Here is a 21,013-nt window from a genome sequence, read left to right on the forward strand (position 1 = left end):
GCGGCGCTCAGGGCTTCGGCCCGGCGCCGCGCACGGCGGGTGGATGGGTGGGTGCGGGTTCGTCTCGCGCCCTGCGGGCGCACTGCGGCGGGCTGCGGAGGGGAGGGTGGGGGCGTCCCTTGTGTGCAGTGTGCGGGTGGGTGGGGGGTGCGGGTTCAGGCGCCGGAGCGGGTTGCCTCTCCGGCGGTGTCGGTCTCGTTGCCGTCCGCGGGTATAGATGGCCGCTTCCACGCCTACTGCCGGGGGTGGGCGCGCCCGCCGTAACCCGCGACTGCGGATATTTCGGGGTGCTACCGGGGGTCGGGAGGAGATCGGGCCCGCTTTCGACGGTATGGACGTCGAAACAGAGCCCGATCTCGGATCGGGGAAGCACCCGCAGACGCCGGTTACGGCGGGCGCGCCACCCACCAACAGTGGGCGTGGTCACCGGCCATCTGCACCCGCGGACGGCAACGAGACCCGAGCCAGACGAACAACCGGCCCCGCTCCGGCGCCTGAACCCCCGCCGACCACCGGGCCGCAGACCGCCGACCGGCCCCGGACCGCCACCCTCCCACCCGCAGCCAGCATCTTTGCGCACGAAGGGCGCGAGACGGCGCGGCAGCCGAAGAACCGGCAGCCGCACCGCACCGCACCCTGTCGGCCCGGTAGCGCGCCTACACCAGCCGGCGGGCCCCCGCGGACGGCACCGCGTTGAAGACGCGCGGTTCACGGTGGCCGGCGGTGGCGAAGGCGCCGGCGATCGCCTCGGCGGTCTTCTCCGCGGCGGACTCCTCCACCAGCACGATCGCCGAACCGCCGAAGCCGCCGCCGGTCATGCGCGCGCCGAGGGCGCCCGCCTCCACGCCGGCCGACACCACCAGGTCCAGTTCCGGGCAGGAGACCTTGAAGTCGTCGCGCAGCGAGGCGTGGCCCTCGGTCAGCACCGGCCCGATGGCGCGGGCGTCGCCGGCCTCCAGCAGTCCCACGACCCGCTCGACCCTGCGGTCCTCGGTGACCACGTGCCGTACGAGTGGCCGCAGGGCGGGGTCCTCGAGGCGGGCGAGCGCCTCGTCGAGCCCCTCGTACGGGATGTCCCGCAGGGCCTCCACGCCGAGCAGCGCCGCCGCCTCCTCGCAGCCCTCGCGCCGCTTGCCGTACTCGCCCTCGCTGTGGGCGTGGGTGACCCGGGTGTCGACGACGAGCAGCCGCAGGCCCTGGGCGGCCATGTCGAAGGGGATCTGGCGCTGCGACAGGTCGCGGGTGTCGAGCCACAGGGCGTGCCCCTCGGTGCAGCACGCCGAGGCGGTCTGGTCCATGATCCCGGTGGGGGCGCCCACGTAGACGTTCTCGGCGCGCTGGCAGAGCCGGGCGATCCGCCAGCGCTCCAGGCCGAGGCCGTAGAGGTCGTTCAGGGCGACGGCCGTGACGACCTCCAGGGCGGCCGAGGAGGACAGCCCGGCGCCGGTGGGGACGGTGCTCTCGAAGTGGACGTCGGCGCCGGTGATCTCGTGCCCGGCGTCGCGCAGCGCCCAGATGACGCCCGCGGGGTAGTCGGCCCAGCCGGCACCGCCGCCGGGTTCGAGTTCGTCGACGTGGAGTTCGACGACGCCGGCGGGGACGTCCGGCGAGCCGCTGTGCAGCCGCAGCCGTCCGTCGGCGCGGCGGGCGACCGCGGCGACGGTGGCGTGCGGCAGCGCGAACGGCATCACGAAGCCGTCGTTGTAGTCGGTGTGCTCGCCGATCAGGTTCACCCGGCCGGGGGCGGCCCAGACGCCCTCGGGGCCGGTGCCGTACGTGGCGCGGAAGCCGTCCTCGCTCACTTGCCGCCCTCCCGGTTCTGCAGGTCCTGCGCGAAGGTCCAGGCGTCGCGGACGATCCCGTCCAGGTCGGTGCGCGAGGGGCGCCAGCCCAGGCGCTCCTTGGCCCGCTCGGCGGACGCGACCAGGACGGCCGGGTCGCCGCCGCGGCGCGCGGCGACGACCTCGGGGACGGGGTGTCCGGTGACCCGGCGGACGGTCTCGACGACCTCGCGCACCGAGAAGCCGTTGCCGTTGCCGAGGTTGCAGATCAGGTGCTCGCCGGCGGCCGGCGCGTCGACGGCCAGCAGGTGCGCCTCGGCCAGGTCGGCGACGTGGATGTAGTCGCGGACGCACGTGCCGTCGGGGGTGGGGTAGTCGTCGCCGAAGACCGAGATGGCCTCCCGGCGGCCCTGGGCGACCTGCAGCACGAGCGGGATGAGGTGCGACTCGGGGGCGTGCCGCTCGCCGAACGCCCCGTAGGCGCCGGCGACGTTGAAGTAGCGCAGGGAGACCGCGGCCAGGCCATGGGCGACGGCCTCACTGGTGATCATGTGGTCGACGGCGAGCTTGGACGCGCCGTAGGGGCTGGTCGGCAGGGTCGGGTCGTCCTCGGTGATCGGGACGGACTTCGGCTCGCCGTAGGTGGCCGCCGTGGAGGAGAAGACCAGGCGCCGCACTCCGGCGTCCCGCATGGCGGTGAGCAGGTCCAGCGTGCCGACGACGTTGTTGCGCCAGTACTTCTCGGGGTGGACGACGGACTCGCCGACCTGGGAGCTGGCGGCGAAGTGCAGTACGGCGTCGTAGGTGGGGTCGAGCACCTTCGCCGCGTCCTGGACGCGTCCCTCGACGAAGTCGGCGCCCTCGGGGACGCCGTCCCGGAAGCCGGTGGACAGGTCGTCCAGGACGGTGACCCGGTGCCCCGCCTCCAGCAGATGGGCCGCCACGACGCTGCCGACGTAGCCGGCGCCTCCGGTGACCAGAACCTTCTTCGTGCGAGGGTCGCTCACGGGGTCACTGCCTTTCTCGGGTTCGACTCGGGGCCACGGTAGTGGCGCCGGATGAACACGTGCCGGGAGTACGGCACGGCGGCGGCCACGGGGGTGACGCTCACCGGGATGCCGATGGCGGGGGTGCCGGTGACGGGGGTGCCGGGGGCGGGGGCGGGGCTCACGGGGTGGCGACCTCCCTGAGGCGGCTCGCGGCGGCCTCCGGCGGCACGTCGTTGATGAAGACGCTCATGCCGGACTCCGAGCCCGCCAGGTACTTGAGCTTTCCCTTGGTGCGGCGGATCGTGAACAGCTCCAGGTGGAGGGCGAACTCCTCGCGCCACTCGCTGCCGAACGGCGCCTGGTGCCAGCCGGAGATGTACGGGGTGGGCGGCTCCGCCGGGGCCTCGGGCCGGTACGGGCCCTCGGGGCCGAAGATCCGGTCGAAGCGGCGCAGCAGTTCGAGGTAGATCCCCGGGAACTCGGCGCGGGCCGCCTCGTCCAGGCCGGTCAGGTCCGGCACCCTGCGGCGGGGGTAGAGGTGCACCTCGTACGGCCAGTGCGCGGAGTACGGCACGAACGCCGTCCAGTGCTCGCCCTCGAGGACGATGCGGCTGCCGTCCTCGCGCTCGCGCGCGACGAGGTCGTCGAAGAGGTTGCGGCCGCCGGTGGCCTCGTGGTGCCGCTCCAGCGAACCCAGCATGAGCTCGGTGCGCGGGGTGGCGTGCGGGTAGCCGTAGATCTGGCCGTGCGGGTGACCGAGGGTGACGCCGATCTCCTCGCCGCGGTTCTCGAAGCAGTAGACCTGCTCGACGCCGGGCAGCCGGGAGAGTTCGGCGGTGCGGTCGGTCCAGGCGTCGAGCACCAGGCGCGCCTGCTCGGGCGTCAGGTCGGCGAACGACCTGTCGTGCCGGTCGGTGAAGCACACGACCTCGCAGCGGCCATGTTTTCCGGTGAGTGAGGGAAAGCGGTTCTCGAACACGGCCACGTCGTAGTGGTCTTCTGGGATCTCACTCAACCGCCCCTCCCGGGACGGGCAGAGCGGGCACTCGTCGGCGGGCGGGTGGTAGGTGCGGGTCTGGCGGTGGGAGGCGATGGCGACGAAGTCACCGAGCAGCGGGTCGTGGCGGATCTCCGAGGCGCTGGTCACCGGGTCCAGCGGGCGGCGGTCGACGGCGTCGCGGGGCTCGCCGTCGCGCAGGTCGTAGTAGATCAGCTCGCGCCCGTCGGCGAGCCGGGTCGATGTCTTCTTCACCCTGCGGGCTCCTCACGCCACGCCAACAAACAGAACTAAACACAATGAACCACAACGCAACAGCAACGTCAACGGAGACCCCGTTGCGGGGAGTGATCGAACCATGCAAAACCTGGCAGAAGGGCTACGGCTCCCGACCAACGCGCTCGACTACTCGATCCTCGCGATCTACTTCGTGGTCGTCCTCGGCATCGGCTTCGCCGCCCGCCGCGCCGTCCGGACCAGCCTCGACTTCTTCCTGTCCGGCCGCTCGCTGCCCGCCTGGGTCACCGGTCTCGCGTTCATCGCCGCCAACCTGGGTGCCACCGAGATCCTGGGCATGGCCGCCAACGGCGCACAGTACGGCGCCTACACGGTGCACTGGTACTGGATCGGCGCCATCCCGGCCATGGTCTTCCTCGGCCTGGTGATGATGCCGTTCTACTACGGCTCCAAGGTCCGCTCCGTGCCCGAGTTCCTGCTGCACCGCTTCGGACCGGCCTCGCACCTGCTCAGCTCGATCATCTTCGCGGTCTCCGCGCTGCTCATCGCGGGCGTCAACCTCTACGCCATGGCGATCGTGCTGGAGGCGCTGATCGGCTGGCCGCAGTGGGTGGCGATCGTCGTCTCGGGCTTCTTCGTGCTCTTCTACATCACCCTCGGCGGCCTCTCCTCGGCCATCTACAACGAGGTGCTGCAGTTCTTCGTGATCCTCGCGGCGCTGATCCCGCTCACCGTCGTCGGCCTCAAGCGGGTCGGCGGCTGGTCCGGGCTGACGGACTCGCTCACCGACTCCCACGGCACGGCCTTCCTCTCCGCCTGGGACGGCACGGGCATCGGTTCGCCCAACCCGCTGGGCGCCAACTGGCTGACCATCGTGCTCGGTCTCGGCTTCGTCCTCAGCTTCGGCTACTGGACGACCAACTTCGCCGAGGTGCAGCGCGCCCTGTCCGCGAAGAACCTCTCGGCCGCCCAGCGCACCCCGCTCATCGCCGCGTACCCCAAGCTCTTCATCCCGCTGATCGTGGTCCTGCCGGGGCTGATCGCGCTCGTCATGGAGCCCGGCATCGGCAAGCCGGGCAGCGGGCTCCAGTACAACGACGCGATCCCGGTGCTCATGCGCGACCTGCTGCCCAACGGCGTCCTCGGCATCGCGATCACCGGCCTGCTCGCCGCCTTCATGGCCGGCATGGCGGCCAACGTCTCGTCCTTCAACACCGTCTTCACGTACGACATCTGGAGCGCCTACGTACGGCCCGGCCGCCCCGACCGGTACTACGTCACCGCCGGCCGCGTGGTGACCGCGATCGGCGTGCTCATCGGCATGGGCACGGCCTTCATCGCCTCGTCCTTCAGCAACATCATGAACTACCTGCAGACGCTGTTCTCGTTCTTCAACGTGCCGCTGTTCTGCGTCTTCATCCTCGGCATGTTCTGGAAGCGCTCCACCGCCGCGGCCGGCTTCTGGGGACTGCTGAGCGGCACGGTCGCCGCGATGGTCAACTACTTCTGGTTCTACAAGGGCGGCCTGATCTCCATCCCCAGCGACCAGGGCGCCAACTTCGTCTCCGCCATCGCCGCCTTCGTCGTCGGCGCGGTGGTGATGGTCCTCGTCTCCTGGTTCACCCGGCCCAAGCCCGTCGAGTCGCTGGCCGGACTGGTCTACGGGACCACCGCACCCGGCATGGCCGAACCGCCCGCCAGGGGCGACGACGCCTGGTACCGCAGGCCCGCACTGCTCGGCTGGGGCGCCGTCCTCCTCGCCGTGCTGTGCTACATCCCCTTCTCCCTGTGAGGTGACCCGTCGTGAGCGAGTACGGCAACGAGTCGGACTTCCAGCACCGCATCCAGGACCTGGAGCACAAGTCGGCCTCGGCGGCACGCCTGTTCGACGTGCGCCGTGTCATCGGCGGCCTCTTCGTGGTCTACGGGGTGATCGTGACCGTGGCCGGGATCACGGCCTCCGACGCGGACATCGCCAAGGCCCAGGGCATCAACATCAACCTCTGGACCGGGATCGGCATGCTGGTGCTGGGGCTGCTCTTCCTCCTGTGGATGAAGCTCAGCCCCCCTCCTCCCCCGCCCGCTCCTGAGGAGACGCCTGAGCAGGGATCGCACCGCCCGGGAGGTGGTGGCTGACCCGGTCCAGCAGACCCGTGCGGGCCGCCAGCGCGGCGGCCTCCAGCCGGGAGCCCACCCCCAGCTTCATCAGCACCCGCTGCACGTGCGTACGGGCGGTGCTCGGCGCGATCCGCATGCCGGCCGCGATCAGCCGGGTGTCCTCGCCCTCCGCGACCCGCAGCAGCACCTCGACCTCGCGCGGGGTGAGCATCTGCAGCAGCCGGGTGCCCTCGTCGTCCGGCTCGGCCACCGGGTTGAGCAGGTCGGCGAAGGCACCCTGCAGCAGCGCGGGCGCCACGGCCACCTCGCCGGCGCGCGCCTTGGCCATCGCCCGCTCGACGCCCTCGATCCGCTCGTCGTGCCGTACGTAGCCGGAGGCCCCGGCGGCGAACGCGGCGGCTATGCCCCGCGGGTTGGGCACCGGCCCGAGGACCAGCACCGCGACGCCCGGCCGCTCCCGCTTGATGCGGACGACCGCGTCGAAGGCACCCGGCTCGGCCGGCGCGGCCGTCCCGATCAGGCACACCTCGGGCGAGCGGCTCAGCACGAGATCCGCCGCGCCCGACGCGGGCGCGGCCGCCGCGAGCACCCGGTGCCCGCGCAGCTTCAGCGCCGAGGCGAGCGCCTCGGCCAGCAGACGATGGTCGTCGACGACGACGAGCCGTACGCCCATGGGCGTCCCCCTCATCCCCCCATGGACTGGTGCGGACCTGCCCACCGAGTCCAAGCCGGTCCCCTTTCACATGCCGTGGCGAAGCCCGTCCGGCATACCGCCTGTGCCCCCGCGGCGGGCCCGGGCCATGCCCGGGAAGGTACACGCTTGTTCGACGCTTTGCGCCCCCTACTCGGCAGAAGCCTCCCTAAATCCGCATTATCTCCAAACATGGCCGACTTGCGACCGGCTGTGCGTGTTTGAGTTGGCGGCGCGCGTCGGCGCGCGTCGGGGACGGGCGGCGGCACGCCGGCGGCGGGTTCCCGGTCAGCCGAAGGCGGCGATGGAGCGGTCCGTCAGGTTGGCCGAGGCGGAGATGTGGTCGGAGGTCAGGAAGAAGTGGTCCTTGTACAGCCACCGGCCCGAGTCGCTGTCGAGGAAGTCGTTCTCCATGTCCTTGCCGTTCTCCGGCAGTTCCATGAACAGGCTGAACGCACGGGTCGCCGGGTCGAGCCGCACCAGGCGGCCCGGCTTGTCGTAGGTGTTCTTCTGGTAGGCCACGACCTTGCCGCCGCTCATGCCGACGATCTTGAGCTCGCGCTCCTCGTCGGGCTTGGCCAGCCACTTCGGCTTGCCGGTGACGAGGTCGAGCGCGGCGATCTCGTTGGTCTGCGAGTAGGAGGCGCCGCTGCCCGAATGGGTCTTGGTGGGGAGGTAGATGGTCGTGCCGTCGACGGCGACGTTGGTGCACCGGTTGTCCTCGCACCGGATCCGGTACGTCGCATCGGCGCCGCCCGCGCCCAGCGAGATGCGGCTCTTCATCTTGCCGCCGTCCAGGTACACGATGTCGGTCAGCGACAGGCTGCCCGCCGACAGCCCGACGACCACCGGGTCCGAGGAGATGACGCTGTAGACCTCGCTGCCGTTCGGCACCTGCCAGGACCACTTCTTGGCGCCGCCCTCGCCGAGGCCCTGCACGTACTCGTCACCGCCGAAGCCGCCGCACTCGACGACCGCGATCAGCGCCGTGCCGCCGTGGTACCCCTTGTCGGTGCACTCGGAACCGGCCTTGGGCGTCCACAGCACCGCACCGGTGCTGATCCGGTACGCGACCGAACCGCCGATCCAGGAGACGGCCGCGGTGTCGCCCGTGAGCGCGATCTCCGAGTAGCTGTGCGAGGTCCGGCCGTTCGGGCTGGGCAGCTTCTTCGCCCACAGCTTCCGGCCCTTGGCGATGTCGACGGCGATCACGCTGTCGCAGTCCGTGCCGTACTGCAGCACCAGGCGGTCGTTCGCCGGCGACTCCGGACCCGGGCAGGAGTCGCCGGACAGGGGGATCGACCAGTTCTCCTTGCCGCTGTCGATGTCGAAGGAACGCAGCGCGTCCGGCATCGTCTTGACGACCGCGTTGCCGGTGAACCACGCCTCCGCCACCGGGGCGGTGATCTCGGACTTGGGCGGCCGCACCGCCCGCTTGTCCCACAACGCCCGCGCCTTGAGCGGCCCGTCACCGGCCGGCCGGCTGCTGCCGCCCTTCGCCGGGGTGTCCGCGGGCCCGTCGTCGTCCCCGCCCGTGGTCGCCAGGAAGACACCCGCGCCGACGACCAGGACCGCCGCGATCGCCGCGGCCACGATCCCGACCACCTTGCCGTTGCCGCGCTTCGGCGGCTGCGGGTACTGCGGGTACGGCTGGTAGCCGTACCCGGGCAGCGGCTGGGTCGGCGCCTGGGCGTACGGGTTGGGCCCGTACGGACCCGGCGGCGGAGGCGGCGGCTGCCGGTCCTGCGGCTGCGCCGGCGGCTGGGCGTACGGGTTCGGCTGCTGCGGCGGGTAACCGTACTGAGGCGGCTGCGGCCCGAATCCGGGCTGGTTGCCGGGGGGAGGCGGCGGCTGCGACATCAGCGGGCACCTTTCGGGCACAGGCGTTCGGGGCGGACGGTGACCCTCTTTGTACCACCGGTCACACACCGTTCCGCCCCGCGCCCGAGGACCGTTACGGCACTGCTACTCGACCTGTTCGCAACGCACCGGGCTCAGGCCGCCGAACTGTTCGCCTCAGCCCGGATCGAAGCGGCCGGGACGCCGGCTTCATCCGGATCGGCCGCTTCGAGCCGACGGCCCCGGGCCCCGGCACGTCCGCATGTGGACCTGCGGGGCGTACGGGGCCGTCCTGGACCGGGACATCGACGCGGCGGGACGCTGCCAGGGCCGCCGGACCGGCGGTGTCGGCCCGTGCGGGAGCAGGCGGGGATCCCCGGCCTCCGGGCCGGGGAGGACGTCAGACCTCGTCCGCCAGCTCCAGCCAGCGCATCTCCAGTTCCTCGCGCTCGGCGGCCAGCGACCGCAGCTCCAGGTCGAGTTCGGCCACCTTCTCGAAGTCGGTGGCGTTGTCGGCGATGGCGTTGTGCAGCTTCGACTCCCTGTCGGCGATCTTGTCCAGCTGCCGCTCGACGCGCTGCAGTTCCTTCTTGGCCGCGCGGCTGTCGCCGCCGCCCTTGGGCTTGGCCGGGGCGGGCGCGGGGGCGGCCGCCTCGACGGCCGCACGGCGGCGCTCCAGGTACTCGTCGATGCCGCGCGGCAGCATGCGCAGCGTCGCGTCGCCGAGCAGGGCGAGGACCCGGTCGGTGGTGCGCTCCAGGAAGTACCGGTCGTGGGAGATGACCACCATCGAGCCGGGCCAGCCGTCGAGCAGGTCCTCCAGCTGGGTCAAGGTCTCGATGTCCAGGTCGTTGGTGGGCTCGTCGAGGAAGAGCACGTTGGGCTCGTCCATCAGCAGCCGCAGCAGCTGGAGCCTGCGGCGCTCACCGCCGGAGAGGTCGCCGACCGGGGTCCACTGCTTCTCGTTGGTGAAGCCGAACTTCTCGCAGAGCTGACCGGCCGTCATCTCCCGGCCCTTGCCGAGGTCGACGCGGCCGCGCACCGACTCCACCGCCTGCAGCACCCGCAGCGCCGGGTCGAGTTCGGCGACCTCCTGCGACAGGTAGGCCAGCCGCACGGTCCTGCCGACCACCACCTTGCCCGCCACGGGCTGCTTCTCGCCCTCGCTGACGGCGGCGTCCGCGAGCGCCCGCAGCAGGGAGGTCTTGCCGGCGCCGTTGACGCCGACCAGGCCGATCCGGTCGCCCGGGCCCAGCTGCCAGGTCAGGTGCTTCAGCAGCACCTTGGGCCCGGCCTGGACGGTCACGTCCTCCAGGTCGAAGACGGTCCTGCCGAGCCGGGTCGTGGCGAACTTCATCAGCTCGGCGTTGTCGCGCGGCGGCGGCACGTCGGCGATCAGCTCGTTGGCGGCCTCGATGCGGAAGCGCGGCTTGCTGGTGCGGGCGGGGGCGCCGCGGCGCAGCCAGGCCAGTTCCTTGCGCATCAGGTTCTGTCGCTTGACCTCCTCGGTCGCGGCGATGCGCTCCCGCTCGGCACGGGCGAAGACGTAGTCGCTGTAGCCGCCCTCGTACTCGTGGACGTCACCGCGCTGCACGTCCCACATGCGGGTGCAGACCTGGTCCAGGAACCAGCGGTCGTGGGTCACGCACACCAGGGCCGAGCGGCGCGCCCGCAGATGGCCCGCCAGCCAGGAGATGCCCTCGACGTCGAGGTGGTTGGTGGGCTCGTCGAGCACGAGCAGGTCCTGCTCGGCGATGAGCAGCTTCGCCAGCGCGATCCGCCGGCGCTCGCCTCCGGACAGCGGCGCGATCACGGTGTCCAGCCCCTGCGGGAAGCCGGGCAGGTCCAGCCCCCCGAAGAGCCCGGTGAGCACGTCCCGGACCTTGGCGTCGCCGGCCCACTCGTGGTCCGCCCGGTCGCCGACCACCTCGTGCCGGACGGTGGCCTGCGGGTCCAGGCTGTCGTGCTGCGTCAGCACGCCCAGCCGCAGGCCCGATGTGTGCGTCACGCGGCCGGTGTCCGGCCCCTCCAGCTTCGCCAGCATCCGGATCAGGGTGGTCTTCCCGTCGCCGTTGCGGCCGACGACACCGATGCGGTCGCCCTCCGATACGCCGAGCGAGATCCCGTCCAGCAGGGTGCGCGTTCCGTACACCTTGCTGACGGACTCGACGTTGACCAGGTTGACGGCCATGGGACTCCTGTCACTACGAACGAACGACCTCCCAGGGTAGTGCGGCCCTCCCGTCCCCCGTGCCCGGCCGTCCCCGGCGCGCACCCGTGCGGGTGGGCCCGCCCGCTTCCGGCGTCCCCTCGCGCTCAGGCCCCGCACACTGCGCCGGGCCGGCCCGCGCCCGGCGCCCGGCGCGCGTCTCCTTCGAGTGATCGGCGACCGTACGGTGCCGCGATGACACATGACGAGTTCATGGCCCGCTTGGAGGACGGGGACCGTCAGGCTGCGGCCTCGTGACCCACGCCGTCGTCCGGCAGCACCAGGCCATGGACGAATTCCGTCGCCTGCGCCTCCTCGATCCGGTGGGCGCCAAGGAGTGCGCGGCTGCCGTCCGGGACTTGGCCGGGGTACGTCGCGTGGGCTGAGGTCGGGCTCAGACCCTGGCACGGCCCGCGCGTTCGACCAGGGCCCAGCCGGCGGCGGCCATGAGGACGGCGGCCGGGGCCGTGACGCGGAAGGCGATCAGGGTGGCCGAGTGGCCGTCGAGGAGGCCGCCGAAGCCGACGGCGGACAGGCCGAGGACGCCGAGGAGCGCGAGGGCGACGCCGAGCGCCGCGCCGGGGCCGGACAGGGGCGTGCCCCGCCGGGCGGCCGGGGCGGAGGGGGCCGCGGGGCGTTCGGCGCGGCGGAAGACGGCGACCAGGGCGGCGGTGAGGGCGGTCGCGGCCGCCACGCGCAGGGGCGCCTGGGCCCACCAGGCGGCGGTGGCCGGGGCGGGCAGCGTGCCGCCGAGCGAGATCAGCGCGCCGTACACGGCGAGCATGGCGGTGAGGTGCCAGAGGAACGCCGTCATCGCGATGCCGTTCGCGGCGACCACGCCGTGCCACACGCGGGGCCGCCGCAGCAGGCGCGCGGCGGGGCGGCGCAGCAGTTCGACGGCGCCGACGAGCCACACGCCGTGGCAGAGCAGGGCGAGCGTGGGCGGCGCCATGTTGGAGATCCGCTCGCCCGGCATGCCCACCATGGACAGCGGGTACGGCCCGAGGGCGACCAGCGCGACCGCCCCGGCCAGCCCGCAGGCGGCCATGGCCGCGGGGCGCCGCAGCCGGCCGTCCGCGCGCAGGAAGCCGAGCTGAGTGCACCGCGAGCCACACGAACGCGAAGTTCAGGAACGGGACGTAGGGCACGGCGGCGGCGAAGCGCAGTACGTCCACCACGACCGCCCCGGCCGCGAGCGCGGCGAAGGCCCCGCAGCCGTACCGCTCGTGCAGCCGCAGCAGCGGCGGGGTGAAGGCGACCATGCCGAGGTAGATCCCGATGAACCACAGCGGTTGCGCCACCAGCCGCGCCGCCACGTCCGGCACCGGGAGCAGCGGCGCGCCCGCGCCCCACACCGCGACGAACAGCATCGTCGGCCGCAGCAGCCGGCGCAGCCGGGCCCGCAGGAAGTCCGCGTAGCCGCCGCCGGATCGCGCGACGGAGCGGTACGAGAGCGCGTGCGAGAAGCCGCCGACGAAGAAGAACACCGGCATGACCTGGAGCACCCAGGTCAGCGGTTGCAGCGCCGGGCGCACCGCCAGCAGGTTGCCGACCTCGACTCCCCCGCCGGCCCCGGTGGTCACCGACGCCATCAGCCAGTGCCCCAGCACGACCGTGGCAGCGACGCCACCCGCAGGAAGTCGACGTAGCGGTCCCGAGCCGCGGGCGTGGCCGCGGCCGTCTCTCCGGCTGTCATCCCCATGGCGGCACGATCCCGCGCCGGGGCGCCGCGGCGTCAGGCCCGTCCTACTCAACTCGCCCCGGGGACAGGTGAGTACGGGTACTCAGAGCAGGGTGGCGCCCTGCGCGGGGCCGGTGGTGACCCGGACGGCGCGGCAGGTGCCGGAGGCGGCGAGGGCGCCGGCGACGGCGTGCGCGGTCTCGGCGTCCTTGGTGAGGAAGGCGGTGGTGGGACCGGAGCCGGAGACGAGGGCGGCCAGGGCACCGGCCTCGGTGCCCGCGGCGAGGGTGGCGGCCAGCGAGGGCCGCAGGGACAGCGCGGCCGGCTGCAGGTCGTTCGCCAGGGAGGCGGCGAGGGCGACGGCGTCACCGCCGCGCAGGGCGTCCAGCAGGGCGGCGGACGCCTCCGGCTCGGGCACCGCGGCGTCGCCTCGCAGCCGGTCGCACTCGCGGTAGACCTCGGGGGTGGACAGGCCGCCGTCGGCGACGGCGAAGACCCAGTGGAAGGTGCCGCCGGTCTCCAGCGGCTCCAGCAGCTCTCCCCGGCCACGGCCGAGTGCTGCGCCGCCGACCAGGCTGAAGGGGACGTCGCTGCCGAGCTCCGCGCAGATCTCCAGCAGCTCCTCACGGCTCGCGCCGGTGCCCCACAGCGCGTCGCAGGCGACGAGGGCGCCCGCGGCGTCGGCGCTGCCGCCGGCCATGCCGCCCGCGACGGGGATGTCCTTGTCGATGTGGATGTGGACGCGCGGCTCCAGGCCGTGCCGTGCGGCGAGCGCGACGGCGGCGCGGGCGGCGAGGTTGCTCCCGTCCACCGGGACCTGGTCGGCGTCCGGGCCCGCGACGGTGATCCGCAGCTCCTCGGCGTGGGCGACGGTGACCTCGTCGTACAGGCCGACGGCGAGGAAGACGTTCGCCAGGTCGTGGAAGCCGTCGGGGCGGGGCCCGCCCACCGCGAGCTGGACGTTGACCTTGGCGGGGACGCGGACGGTCGCGGACGCGGGGCGGCGGGTCACTGGCGCGGTTCTCCTCGGTGCGTGGGTCGTGCGGTGCGCGGCGCGTGCGGGAACGGGACGTCGCGGTCCGGGGGCACGGCGGCGCCCCCATTGTGCCCCCTGCTACCGCCGGGGAACGGGGGGCCCGCCGTGCTCGGCGATCGCCGCGAACTCCTCGACGGTCAGCGACTCCCCGCGGGCCTGCGGCGAGACCCCGGCGGCGACCAGCGCCTCCTCGGCCGCGGCGGCCGAGCCCGCCCAGCCGGACAGCGCGGCGCGCAGCGTCTTGCGGCGCTGCGCGAAGGCGGCGTCCACGACGGCGAAGACCTGCTCGCGGGAGGCGGTGGTGACCAGCGGCTCCTTGCGGCGGACCAGCGAGACCAGCCCGGAGTCGACGTTCGGGGCGGGCCAGAAGACGCTGCGGCCGATGGCCCCGGCCCGCTTCACCTCCGCGTACCAGGCCGCCTTCACCGAGGGCACCCCGTACACCTTGGAGCCGGGACCGGCGGCCAGCCGGTCGGCCACCTCGGACTGCACCATCACCAGGGTGCGCTCGATGCTCGGGAAGGTCGCGAGCATGTGCAGCAGCACCGGGACGGCCACGTTGTACGGCAGGTTGGCCACCAGCGCAGTGGGCGGCGGCCCGGGCAGCTCCTCGACGCGCAGCGCGTCGCTGTGCACGAGCGCGAAGCGGCCGGCCCGGCCGGGCAGGCGGGCGGCGACGGTCGAGGGGAGAGCGGCCGCGAGGACGTCGTCGATCTCGACGGCGGTGACGCGCTCGGCCACCTCCAGCAGCGCCAGCGTGAGCGAACCGAGCCCCGGGCCGACCTCGACGACCACGTCGTCGGGCCGGACGTCCGCGGTGCGCACGATGCGGCGCACCGTGTTCGCGTCGATGACGAAGTTCTGGCCGCGCTGCTTGGTGGGGCGGACGCCCAGCGCGGCGGCCAGCTCACGGATGTCGGCGGGGCCGAGCAGGGCGTCGTCGGCGGGACCGGAGTGGTCGGTGGTGCTCACCGCTCAAGGGTATCCGTGCCCGGCGGGCCCTCCCCCGTACCGGCCCTCGCCCCCGGAGCGACTTCCCCCGGCTGACGCGGGGAAGGCCGGGGCGGTGCCTCGCGAGCCTTGGGACGGGTCGACGCGTGTCGGTGCCGTCCCCGCTCCGGCACGGTGGCCTCGCCGTGCGCCGTCACCGGGATCCTCGCGTCCCCGGCCGCCGGGCGGTCACCGACCCGGACGACCCGGCGCCGTACCCGTCGGCCCCTGCTCGCCCAGGCCCATGGCCGCGGCCCCGCGGGACGTACGCGCCCGGGCACCTCCGTGCCCGGGGGCACCCCCGCGATCGGGGGCGCCCCGGACCGGCCACGACGAGGCGGGCTAGGAGTAGAGCTTGCGGCCGCACACCGGCCAGGGGCCGGCGCCGCGCTGGATGTACAGGCGCTTGGCGCGGTACGTCTGCTCCTTGGCCGAGGCGTCCTGGGGGCGGCCGTGGCCGCCCAGGTTGCGCCAGGTGCGCTTGTCGAACTGGTAGAGGCCGCCGTAGGTGCCGGAGGCGTCCACCGCGTTCGGCCGGCCGCCCGCCTCGCACTGGCCGAGGGCCTTCCAGTTGAGGTGATCGGCGCCCTCGACGCTGTCGGGGAGCGGCTTGGTGCCGACGCGCACGACCTGCCGCACGGGCTCGCGCAGCACCTCCTCGGCCACGCGGCGCGGCTTCTGCCGGACCCCGTCGACCGTGCGGTGCGCGTACGTGACGCGGCGCAGCCCGTTCCTGCCCCGGGTGTCGACGGCGGTGGTGCCCTCGAACAGCGTGGGGTCCTCCGTCCGCTCGACGCGGAACGGCACCGGCTCCTCGTGCGTCTCGTCGTGGCCGCGGATGCGCTTCACGGCGATCGTCTGGCCCTCGCGGGGGAAGCTATCGGGGTCGACGGAGGCGGCGTCCAGGCCGTGCAGCGCGATGCCCGCGTCGTGCAGCGCCTCGCCGACGGTGGCGGCGTTGGTGCGGACCGGGCGTTCGTGCCCGTCGACGAGGAAGGTCACCTGCCGTTCGGTGCGGACGTCGAGTTCCAGCCCGTGCCGCCCGATGGCCTCGCCGCGGGAGGCGGACAGGTACGCGCCGTCCGCGCGGACGCCCAGCTGCCGCAGGGCGCCGTCGACGGTGCCGGCCGTGGTCCAGATCCGCCGTGGCCTGCCGTCGAGGGTCAGCGCGACCGGTCGGCCGAAGCGGACGGCGATGGTGTCGCCGTCCCGCAGTTCGGCGTCGGGGCCGGGCGCGACGATGTCATGGTCGCCGACCTCGATGCCCTGGCGCTGCAGCAGTTCCTCGACGCTCCCGGCGAAGGTGTGCAGGACGCGCGGCTGACCGTCCACGCTGAGCTGCACGGCCTTGCCGCCGGCCAGGTAGGCGGTGCTGCCGCCCGCCAGGCAGGCGACGACGAGGGCCCGGGGCAGCAGCCTGCTCAGCGTGTCGGGGCGCCGTGCGGCGCGCCTGCGCCGGGTGGCCGCGCGCCCCGGACGCGGTTCCGCGTCCTCGGCGGCGGGGGCCGTACCCGGTGTCCCGCGGTCGGGGCCCTCCGCGGAGGACCGTGTTCCGGCCCGCGTCGTGCCCGCCTTGCTCCTGTTGCTCACGGCGTACCTCCGGCCCGGCCCGATTCGGGCCGAACCGGGACCATAGCGGAGGATTCATCACTCCCCCAAGCCGAACGGTCACGCCGTGTCGCCGCAACGGGTGCCCGCCGCGCCGCTCGCGGCCGTGGTCAGCGGGCCCCCGCCCCGGGCACGGTGGGCACCGCGGGGTCCCGGCGGGGGTCCGGAATCGGACACCCGGCGTTACGCCGACCGCGCGACGCGGCGTCAGTAACCGAAGGCGCGGGCGGTGTTGGCCCCGATCGCCGCGGCGAGCTCGTCCTCCGCGGCGCCCCGGGCGGCGGCCATGGCCCGCACCGTGACCGGGATCAGGTACGGGGCGTTGGGCCGGCCCCGGTGCGGGACGGGGGTGAGGAAGGGCGCGTCGGTCTCGACCAGGAGCAGTTCCGCGGGGGCGACGGCGACCGCGTCGCGCAGGTCCTGGGCGGACTTGTAGGTGACGTTGCCGGCGAAGGACATGTAGTAGCCCTTGTCCGCGCACAGCTTGGCCATCTCCGCGTCGCCGGAGTAGCAGTGGAAGACGACGGTGCCGGGCGCGCCCTCCTCGTCGAGGATGCGCAGCACGTCGGCGTGGGCCTCGCGGTCGTGGATGACCAGGGCCTTGCCGTGCCGCTTGGCGATGTCGATGTGGCGGCGGAAGGAGTACTGCTGGGCCTCGACGCCCTCGGGCCCGGTGCGGAAGTAGTCCAGTCCGGTCTCGCCGACGCCGCGCACCTGGGGCAGCGCGGCGAGGGCGTCGATCTCCGCGAGGGCGGCGTCCAGGGCGGGCAGGCCGCCCGCCTCGCGGGCCCCCTGGCGCGACCATCCGTCCGGGTCCCCGTGGACGATCCTGGGGGCCTCGTTGGGGTGCAGGGCGACGGCCGCCCACACGGCGTCGTACGCGCCTGCGGTGCGTGCCGCCCAGTGGGAGCCGTCGACGTCGCAGCCGACCTGGACCACGGTCGTCACGCCGACCGACGCCGCCTTCGCCAGCGCCTCCTCGACGCTGCCCTCCTGCATGTCGAGGTGGGTGTGGGAGTCCGCCACCGCAACCGCGAGCGGTTCGGGGAGGGGAGGGGCGGCGGACGCGTCCTTCTTGGGGCGCTGGCTCTGGCTCTGCTCGGGCATGCCCCCGATCCTAGGCGGGCGGCACGGCGGCTCCGCCCGGCCTAGTGGTCGTCCCTCCTGCGGTGCAGCAGGTTGCGGGGCGACCAGTGCCGCGCCCGGCGCTCGGCGCCCTCCACCGCGGACGAGGCCGGTACCCGGCGCATGTCGGAGGCGGCGGGCAGGGGCCCGGCGGTCGCGGTGGCCGACCAGGACCCGGCGACATCGGAGACCTGTCCGGCCCGCATGATGCGGACCTTGTGGCTCTCGCACTCCACGCACGTCGGGCGGGTCAGCGGGGACGGAACGCGCATGCCGTCCGCCATGTACCAGACGGTCTCGCGACCCTGTGCGTCGACGTGGTGCTCGATCTCGTACGCCTGCTCCCATCCGCGCCCGCAGCTGATGCAGACGAAGGCGTACGCCTCACGAACCGTGCCATCGGTTCCGATGGTCTCGCTCATGGCAGCTCCTGATGCCCTCCGGACGAGGCGTCCGGAGCGGGACTTCCCTCTATCAGCGAACGCCCGGCAGGGCGTCGGCGACAGCGGCGGTGCCCATTCTTGAGCCAGTTTTGGGGTGTGTGTGACGCGGGGCCGATCGGGCGGCCCAGGTTTTTCCCTCTCCTACGATAGGACTTTGCACCGTGCCGCGTTTAGCCGGTTGCGGGACGGTTCGCGGCGTGCTTCGCGGAGACCACGGCGTCGAAGACCTCCCGCTTGGGCAGCCCCGCCGCGGCCGCCACGGCCGCGATCGCCTCCTTGCGGCGCTCGCCCGCCTCCTCGCGGACCTGGACCCGGCGCACCAGCTCGGTGGCGTCCAGCTCCTCCGGCCCGGTCTCCGGGGCTCCCTCCACCACGACCGTGATCTCCCCGCGCACCCCTTCGGCGGCCCAGGCCGCCAGCTCCTCCAGGGTGCCGCGCCTGACCTCCTCGTAGGTCTTGGTCAGCTCGCGGCAGACGGCGGCCCGGCGCCCGGCGCCGAAGGCCTCGGCCATCGCGGCGAGGGTCTCGGCGAGGCGGTGCGGGGCCTCGAAGTACACCAGCGTGCGGCGCTCCCCGGCGGCCTCGCCGAGCCGGGCCCGCCGCTCACCGGCCTTGCGGGGCGGGAAGCCCTCGAAGCAGAAGCGGTCCACGGGCAGGCCGCTGAGGGCGAGCGCGGTCAGCACGGCGGACGGGCCCGGGACGGCCGTCACACGGATGTCCCGCTCGACGGCCGCCGCGACCAGCCGGTAGCCGGGGTCGGACACCGAGGGCATCCCGGCGTCGGTGACGAGCAGCACCCGGGCGCCGTCCTCCAGCGCCGTGACCAGCTCCGGGGTGCGGGCCGACTCGTTGCCCTCGAAGTACGACACGACCCGGGCGGTGGTGGTCACGCCCAGGGACTGGGTGAGCCGGCGCAGCCGCCGGGTGTCCTCGGCGGCGATCACGTCGGCCCCGGCCAGCTCCGCGGAGAGCCGCGGCGGTGCGTCGGCGACGTCGCCGATGGGGGTCCCTGCGAGTACGAGTACGCCTGCGGCCGGTCCTGCGGAGCTAGTCACCGCCCCAGTCTCCCACCCGCCGCGGGCCCGCCCGGGCCCGCGCGATCCCCGCGGCGGCACGGCGGCGTACCCCCGGTTGGCCCGGTCCTCAGCACATACACATGCGGCTTCCCTACGATGGCCCGGTGACGAGTGACACCGCGACGCACGCCCACCGGGTCGAGGACGCACCGAAGGCCGCGGAGGAGCAGAGCCCCTGGCAGCGGCGGCTGCGCCGCTACGGCTACGCGGACCGCCCACGCGCCGACGTGCGCGAGCGCCTGGTCGCGCCGTTCCCCGAGCCGGGGACACGGGTGTGGGCCGCGCTCGGCGTGGGCCCTGCGGCGGCGTCACGGCTGGCCCGCTGGACGGGCTGGGGCGGCCCGCTGCTGGTGGCGCTCTTCGCCGGACTGCTGCGCTTCTGGAACCTGGGCAGCCCGCGCGCGGTGATATTCGACGAGACGTACTACGCGAAGGACGCCTGGTCGCTCCTGCAGTACCGCTACGAGGGGAGCTGGCCGGACAAGGCCAACGAACTGCTCCTCGCCGACCCGCCCTCCATCCCGCTCTCGGACGCCCCCTCCTACGTGGTGCACCCGCCGGTCGGCAAGTGGGTGATCGCCTCCGGGGAGTGGATCTTCGGGCTGAACCCCTTCGGCTGGCGCTTCGCGATGGCCGTGCTCGGCACGCTGTCGGTGCTGATGCTCTGCCGCATCGGCCGCCGGCTGTTCCGCTCCACGGCGCTGGGCTGCCTCGCGGGCGGCCTGATGGCGGTCGACGGCCTGCACTTCGTGATGAGCCGCGTCGCCCTGCTCGACCTCGTCGTCATGTTCTTCGTGCTGGCCGCCTTCGGCTGCCTGCTGATCGACCGCGACCGGGCGCGGGCCCGGCTCGCCGCCGCCCTCCCCGAGGGCCGCCCGGACGACCGCGTCGCCTCCTTCACGTGGCTGGGTCTGCGCCCCTGGCGGATCGCGGCCGCGATCTGCCTGGGCCTGGCCATCGGCACCAAGTGGAACGGCCTGTACGTCCTGGCGTTCTTCGGCGTACTCACCGTGCTGTGGGACGCCGGCGCACGCCGCGTGGCCGGCGCCCGCTACCCCCGGCTCACGGCGTTCTGGCTGGACGGGCTGTGGGCGGGGATCTCCATGCTCGGCGTCGCCGTCGTGACGTACCTGGTGACCTGGCTCGGCTGGTTCACCACCGCCAAGGGCTACGACCGCGACTGGGCCAAGGGCGACGGCGGCTTCCTCTCGAACGCCTGGGCGGCGCTGCGCAGCCTGTGGCACTACGAGTCGCAGGTCTACGACTTCCACGTCAACCTGCACTCCCCGCACACCTACCAGTCCAACCCGTGGAGCTGGCTGGTCCTGGGCCGCCCGGTGTCGTACTTCTACGAGTCCCCCAAGTTCGGCAAGGACGGCTGCACCGCGGTCGGCGGCTGCGCCCGCGAGGTGCTCGCCATCGGCACCCCGCTGCTGTGGTGGGCCGGATGCTTCGCCCTGCTGTACGTCCTGTACCGCTGGATCTTCCGCCGCGACTGGCGCGCCGGCGCGATCGCCTGCGGCATCGCCGCCGGTTACCTGCCGTGGTTCCACTACCAGGAGCGGACGATCTTCCTCTTCTACGCGGTCGTCTTCGTGCCGTTCCTCTGCCTCGCGGTCGCGATGATGCTCGGCGCGATCCTCGGTCCCCCCGGTTCCAGTGAACGCCGCCGCATGTGGGGCGCGGTCGGCGCGGGCACCCTGGTGCTGCTGATCGTCTGGAACTTCATCTACTTCTTCCCGCTCTACACCGGGCAGACCATCCCCATGGACGCCTGGCGCGACCGCATGTGGCTCGACACCTGGATCTGACCCGGCAACCCCGCGCGGCGGGGCCACACCGCGGGCGGCCCCGGCGGCGCAGGCACCGAGCGCAAGGGGTGGCGCTAGACCGTCGAGGGAAGGGCGTCCGATGGACCGGGAAGCTGCCCGACGGATGCGTCGGTGCCCCGGTGTTCACGGCCGTTCCCGTGGAGGGCGACAGCTTCAGGCTGGTCTGCGTGGGCCTGGCGCTGCCCGGCGCAGGCGGGCGGCATCCGGTCGCCACGTTCGACCGCATTCGCGCCGCACTGCGGACCTGGGAGCTGGACGGCGACGCCCCGGCGCCGGCCCGGACGAAGCGCCGCTGGTGGCAGCGGGGCCGCTGACCTGGCCGGTGACCGTTTGCAGGGGGGAGGGCGCGGACCTAGCGTGA

17 protein-coding genes and 1 pseudogene are annotated in these 21,013 nt (G+C 73.5%); 4 read left to right on the forward strand and 14 right to left on the reverse strand.

Annotated elements, in window-relative coordinates; translation table 11 throughout:
* Positions 1-656: 656 nt before the first annotated feature.
* From galK to galT, 4 genes are read right to left on the reverse strand one after another with little or no spacing between them, the layout of a single operon-like run.
* Positions 657-1,802, reverse strand: a complete 1,146-nt coding sequence (gene galK, locus ACFZAU_RS22105) for a galactokinase (protein WP_500553607.1) — start codon at positions 1,800-1,802, stop codon at positions 657-659.
* Positions 1,799-2,788, reverse strand: coding sequence for a UDP-glucose 4-epimerase GalE (galE, locus tag ACFZAU_RS22110; protein WP_500553608.1), 990 nt, complete (start codon positions 2,786-2,788; stop codon positions 1,799-1,801). The genes galK and galE overlap by 4 nt, the downstream gene beginning before the upstream one ends.
* On the reverse strand, positions 2,785-2,952 hold the full coding sequence (locus ACFZAU_RS22115) for a hypothetical protein (protein WP_500553609.1): 168 nt from the start codon (positions 2,950-2,952) through the stop codon (positions 2,785-2,787). Before ACFZAU_RS22115 ends, galE begins: the two co-directional genes overlap by 4 nt.
* A complete protein-coding gene (gene galT / locus ACFZAU_RS22120) occupies positions 2,949-4,022 on the reverse strand; it encodes a galactose-1-phosphate uridylyltransferase (RefSeq protein WP_500553610.1) in 1,074 nt (357 codons plus the stop codon). Before galT ends, ACFZAU_RS22115 begins: the two co-directional genes overlap by 4 nt.
* Before the next feature lie 103 nt (positions 4,023-4,125).
* Here galT and ACFZAU_RS22125 point away from each other — a divergent pair, with 103 nt between their 5' ends.
* Both ACFZAU_RS22125 and ACFZAU_RS22130 read left to right on the forward strand, forming a co-directional pair.
* Positions 4,126-5,796, forward strand: coding sequence for a sodium:solute symporter family protein (locus ACFZAU_RS22125; protein ID WP_499600159.1), 1,671 nt, complete (start codon positions 4,126-4,128; stop codon positions 5,794-5,796).
* A gap of 11 nt (positions 5,797-5,807) precedes the next feature.
* Complete coding sequence (locus ACFZAU_RS22130; RefSeq protein WP_499600158.1) at positions 5,808-6,140, forward strand: hypothetical protein; 333 nt, start codon at positions 5,808-5,810, stop codon at positions 6,138-6,140.
* Here ACFZAU_RS22130 and ACFZAU_RS22135 read toward each other — a convergent pair.
* The 10 genes and pseudogenes from ACFZAU_RS22135 to rsmI all read right to left on the reverse strand — a co-directional run bounded on the left by ACFZAU_RS22135 (position 6,064) and on the right by rsmI (position 18,799).
* Positions 6,064-6,795, reverse strand: coding sequence for a helix-turn-helix transcriptional regulator (locus ACFZAU_RS22135; RefSeq protein ID WP_499600286.1), 732 nt, complete (start codon positions 6,793-6,795; stop codon positions 6,064-6,066). The two genes, ACFZAU_RS22130 and ACFZAU_RS22135, sit on opposite strands and share 77 nt — an antisense overlap.
* Before the next feature lie 306 nt (positions 6,796-7,101).
* Positions 7,102-8,673: an outer membrane protein assembly factor BamB family protein gene (locus ACFZAU_RS22140; RefSeq protein ID WP_500553611.1), complete on the reverse strand. Its 1,572-nt coding sequence runs from the start codon at positions 8,671-8,673 to the stop codon at positions 7,102-7,104.
* 379 nt (positions 8,674-9,052) lie between these two features.
* Positions 9,053-10,843, reverse strand: coding sequence for an ABC-F family ATP-binding cassette domain-containing protein (locus tag ACFZAU_RS22145; protein WP_500553612.1), 1,791 nt, complete (start codon positions 10,841-10,843; stop codon positions 9,053-9,055).
* 412 nt (positions 10,844-11,255) lie between these two features.
* Positions 11,256-12,563, reverse strand: a pseudogene (locus ACFZAU_RS22150) (acyltransferase family protein).
* Between the two features lie 82 nt (positions 12,564-12,645).
* Positions 12,646-13,554 (reverse strand): 4-(cytidine 5'-diphospho)-2-C-methyl-D-erythritol kinase, encoded by a 909-nt coding sequence (locus ACFZAU_RS22155; protein WP_500553613.1) that lies wholly within the window; start codon positions 13,552-13,554, stop codon positions 12,646-12,648.
* 102 nt (positions 13,555-13,656) lie between these two features.
* A complete protein-coding gene (rsmA, locus tag ACFZAU_RS22160) occupies positions 13,657-14,550 on the reverse strand; it encodes a 16S rRNA (adenine(1518)-N(6)/adenine(1519)-N(6))-dimethyltransferase RsmA (protein WP_500553614.1) in 894 nt (297 codons plus the stop codon).
* 360 nt (positions 14,551-14,910) lie between these two features.
* Positions 14,911-16,158 carry a resuscitation-promoting factor gene (locus ACFZAU_RS22165; RefSeq protein WP_500553615.1) on the reverse strand — a complete coding sequence of 416 codons (1,248 nt, stop codon included), beginning with the start codon at positions 16,156-16,158 and terminating at the stop codon, positions 14,911-14,913.
* A 225-nt stretch (positions 16,159-16,383) separates the two neighbouring features.
* Positions 16,384-17,283, reverse strand: a complete 900-nt coding sequence (locus tag ACFZAU_RS22170) for a TatD family hydrolase (RefSeq protein WP_500553616.1) — start codon at positions 17,281-17,283, stop codon at positions 16,384-16,386.
* 41 nt (positions 17,284-17,324) lie between these two features.
* Entirely contained in the window at positions 17,325-17,723 is a 399-nt protein-coding gene (locus tag ACFZAU_RS22175) for a hypothetical protein (protein WP_500553617.1), read from the reverse strand.
* 191 nt (positions 17,724-17,914) lie between these two features.
* The gene (gene rsmI, locus ACFZAU_RS22180; protein WP_500553618.1) at positions 17,915-18,799 is read right to left on the reverse strand and encodes a 16S rRNA (cytidine(1402)-2'-O)-methyltransferase; all 885 of its coding nucleotides are present in this window, start codon (positions 18,797-18,799) and stop codon (positions 17,915-17,917) included.
* A 101-nt stretch (positions 18,800-18,900) separates the two neighbouring features.
* Here rsmI and ACFZAU_RS22185 point away from each other — a divergent pair, with 101 nt between their 5' ends.
* Together ACFZAU_RS22185 and ACFZAU_RS22190 are read left to right on the forward strand one after the other, a co-directional pair.
* The gene (locus ACFZAU_RS22185) at positions 18,901-20,631 is read left to right on the forward strand and encodes a dolichyl-phosphate-mannose--protein mannosyltransferase (RefSeq protein ID WP_500553619.1); all 1,731 of its coding nucleotides are present in this window, start codon (positions 18,901-18,903) and stop codon (positions 20,629-20,631) included.
* A gap of 140 nt (positions 20,632-20,771) precedes the next feature.
* Positions 20,772-20,966: a hypothetical protein gene (locus ACFZAU_RS22190; RefSeq protein WP_500553620.1), complete on the forward strand. Its 195-nt coding sequence runs from the start codon at positions 20,772-20,774 to the stop codon at positions 20,964-20,966.
* Positions 20,967-21,013 lie beyond the last annotated feature (47 nt).

The sequence above is a fragment of the Streptomyces sp. NPDC008238 genome (assembly GCF_042956445.1).
In the GTDB taxonomy this organism is placed as follows: Bacteria; Actinomycetota; Actinomycetes; order Streptomycetales; family Streptomycetaceae; genus Actinacidiphila.

Coding starts and splice junctions, on each gene's coding strand:
- ACFZAU_RS22125 (WP_499600159.1), top strand. CDS start 4,126: ATGCAAAACCTGGCAGAAGGGCTACGGCTCCCGACCAACGCGCTCGAC.
- ACFZAU_RS22135 (WP_499600286.1), bottom strand. CDS start 6,795: ATGGGCGTACGGCTCGTCGTCGTCGACGACCATCGTCTGCTGGCCGAG.
- ACFZAU_RS22140 (WP_500553611.1), bottom strand. CDS start 8,673: ATGTCGCAGCCGCCGCCTCCCCCCGGCAACCAGCCCGGATTCGGGCCG.
- ACFZAU_RS22145 (WP_500553612.1), bottom strand. CDS start 10,843: ATGGCCGTCAACCTGGTCAACGTCGAGTCCGTCAGCAAGGTGTACGGA.
- ACFZAU_RS22170 (WP_500553616.1), bottom strand. CDS start 17,283: ATGCCCGAGCAGAGCCAGAGCCAGCGCCCCAAGAAGGACGCGTCCGCC.
- ACFZAU_RS22175 (WP_500553617.1), bottom strand. CDS start 17,723: ATGAGCGAGACCATCGGAACCGATGGCACGGTTCGTGAGGCGTACGCC.
- ACFZAU_RS22185 (WP_500553619.1), top strand. CDS start 18,901: ATGCGGCTTCCCTACGATGGCCCGGTGACGAGTGACACCGCGACGCAC.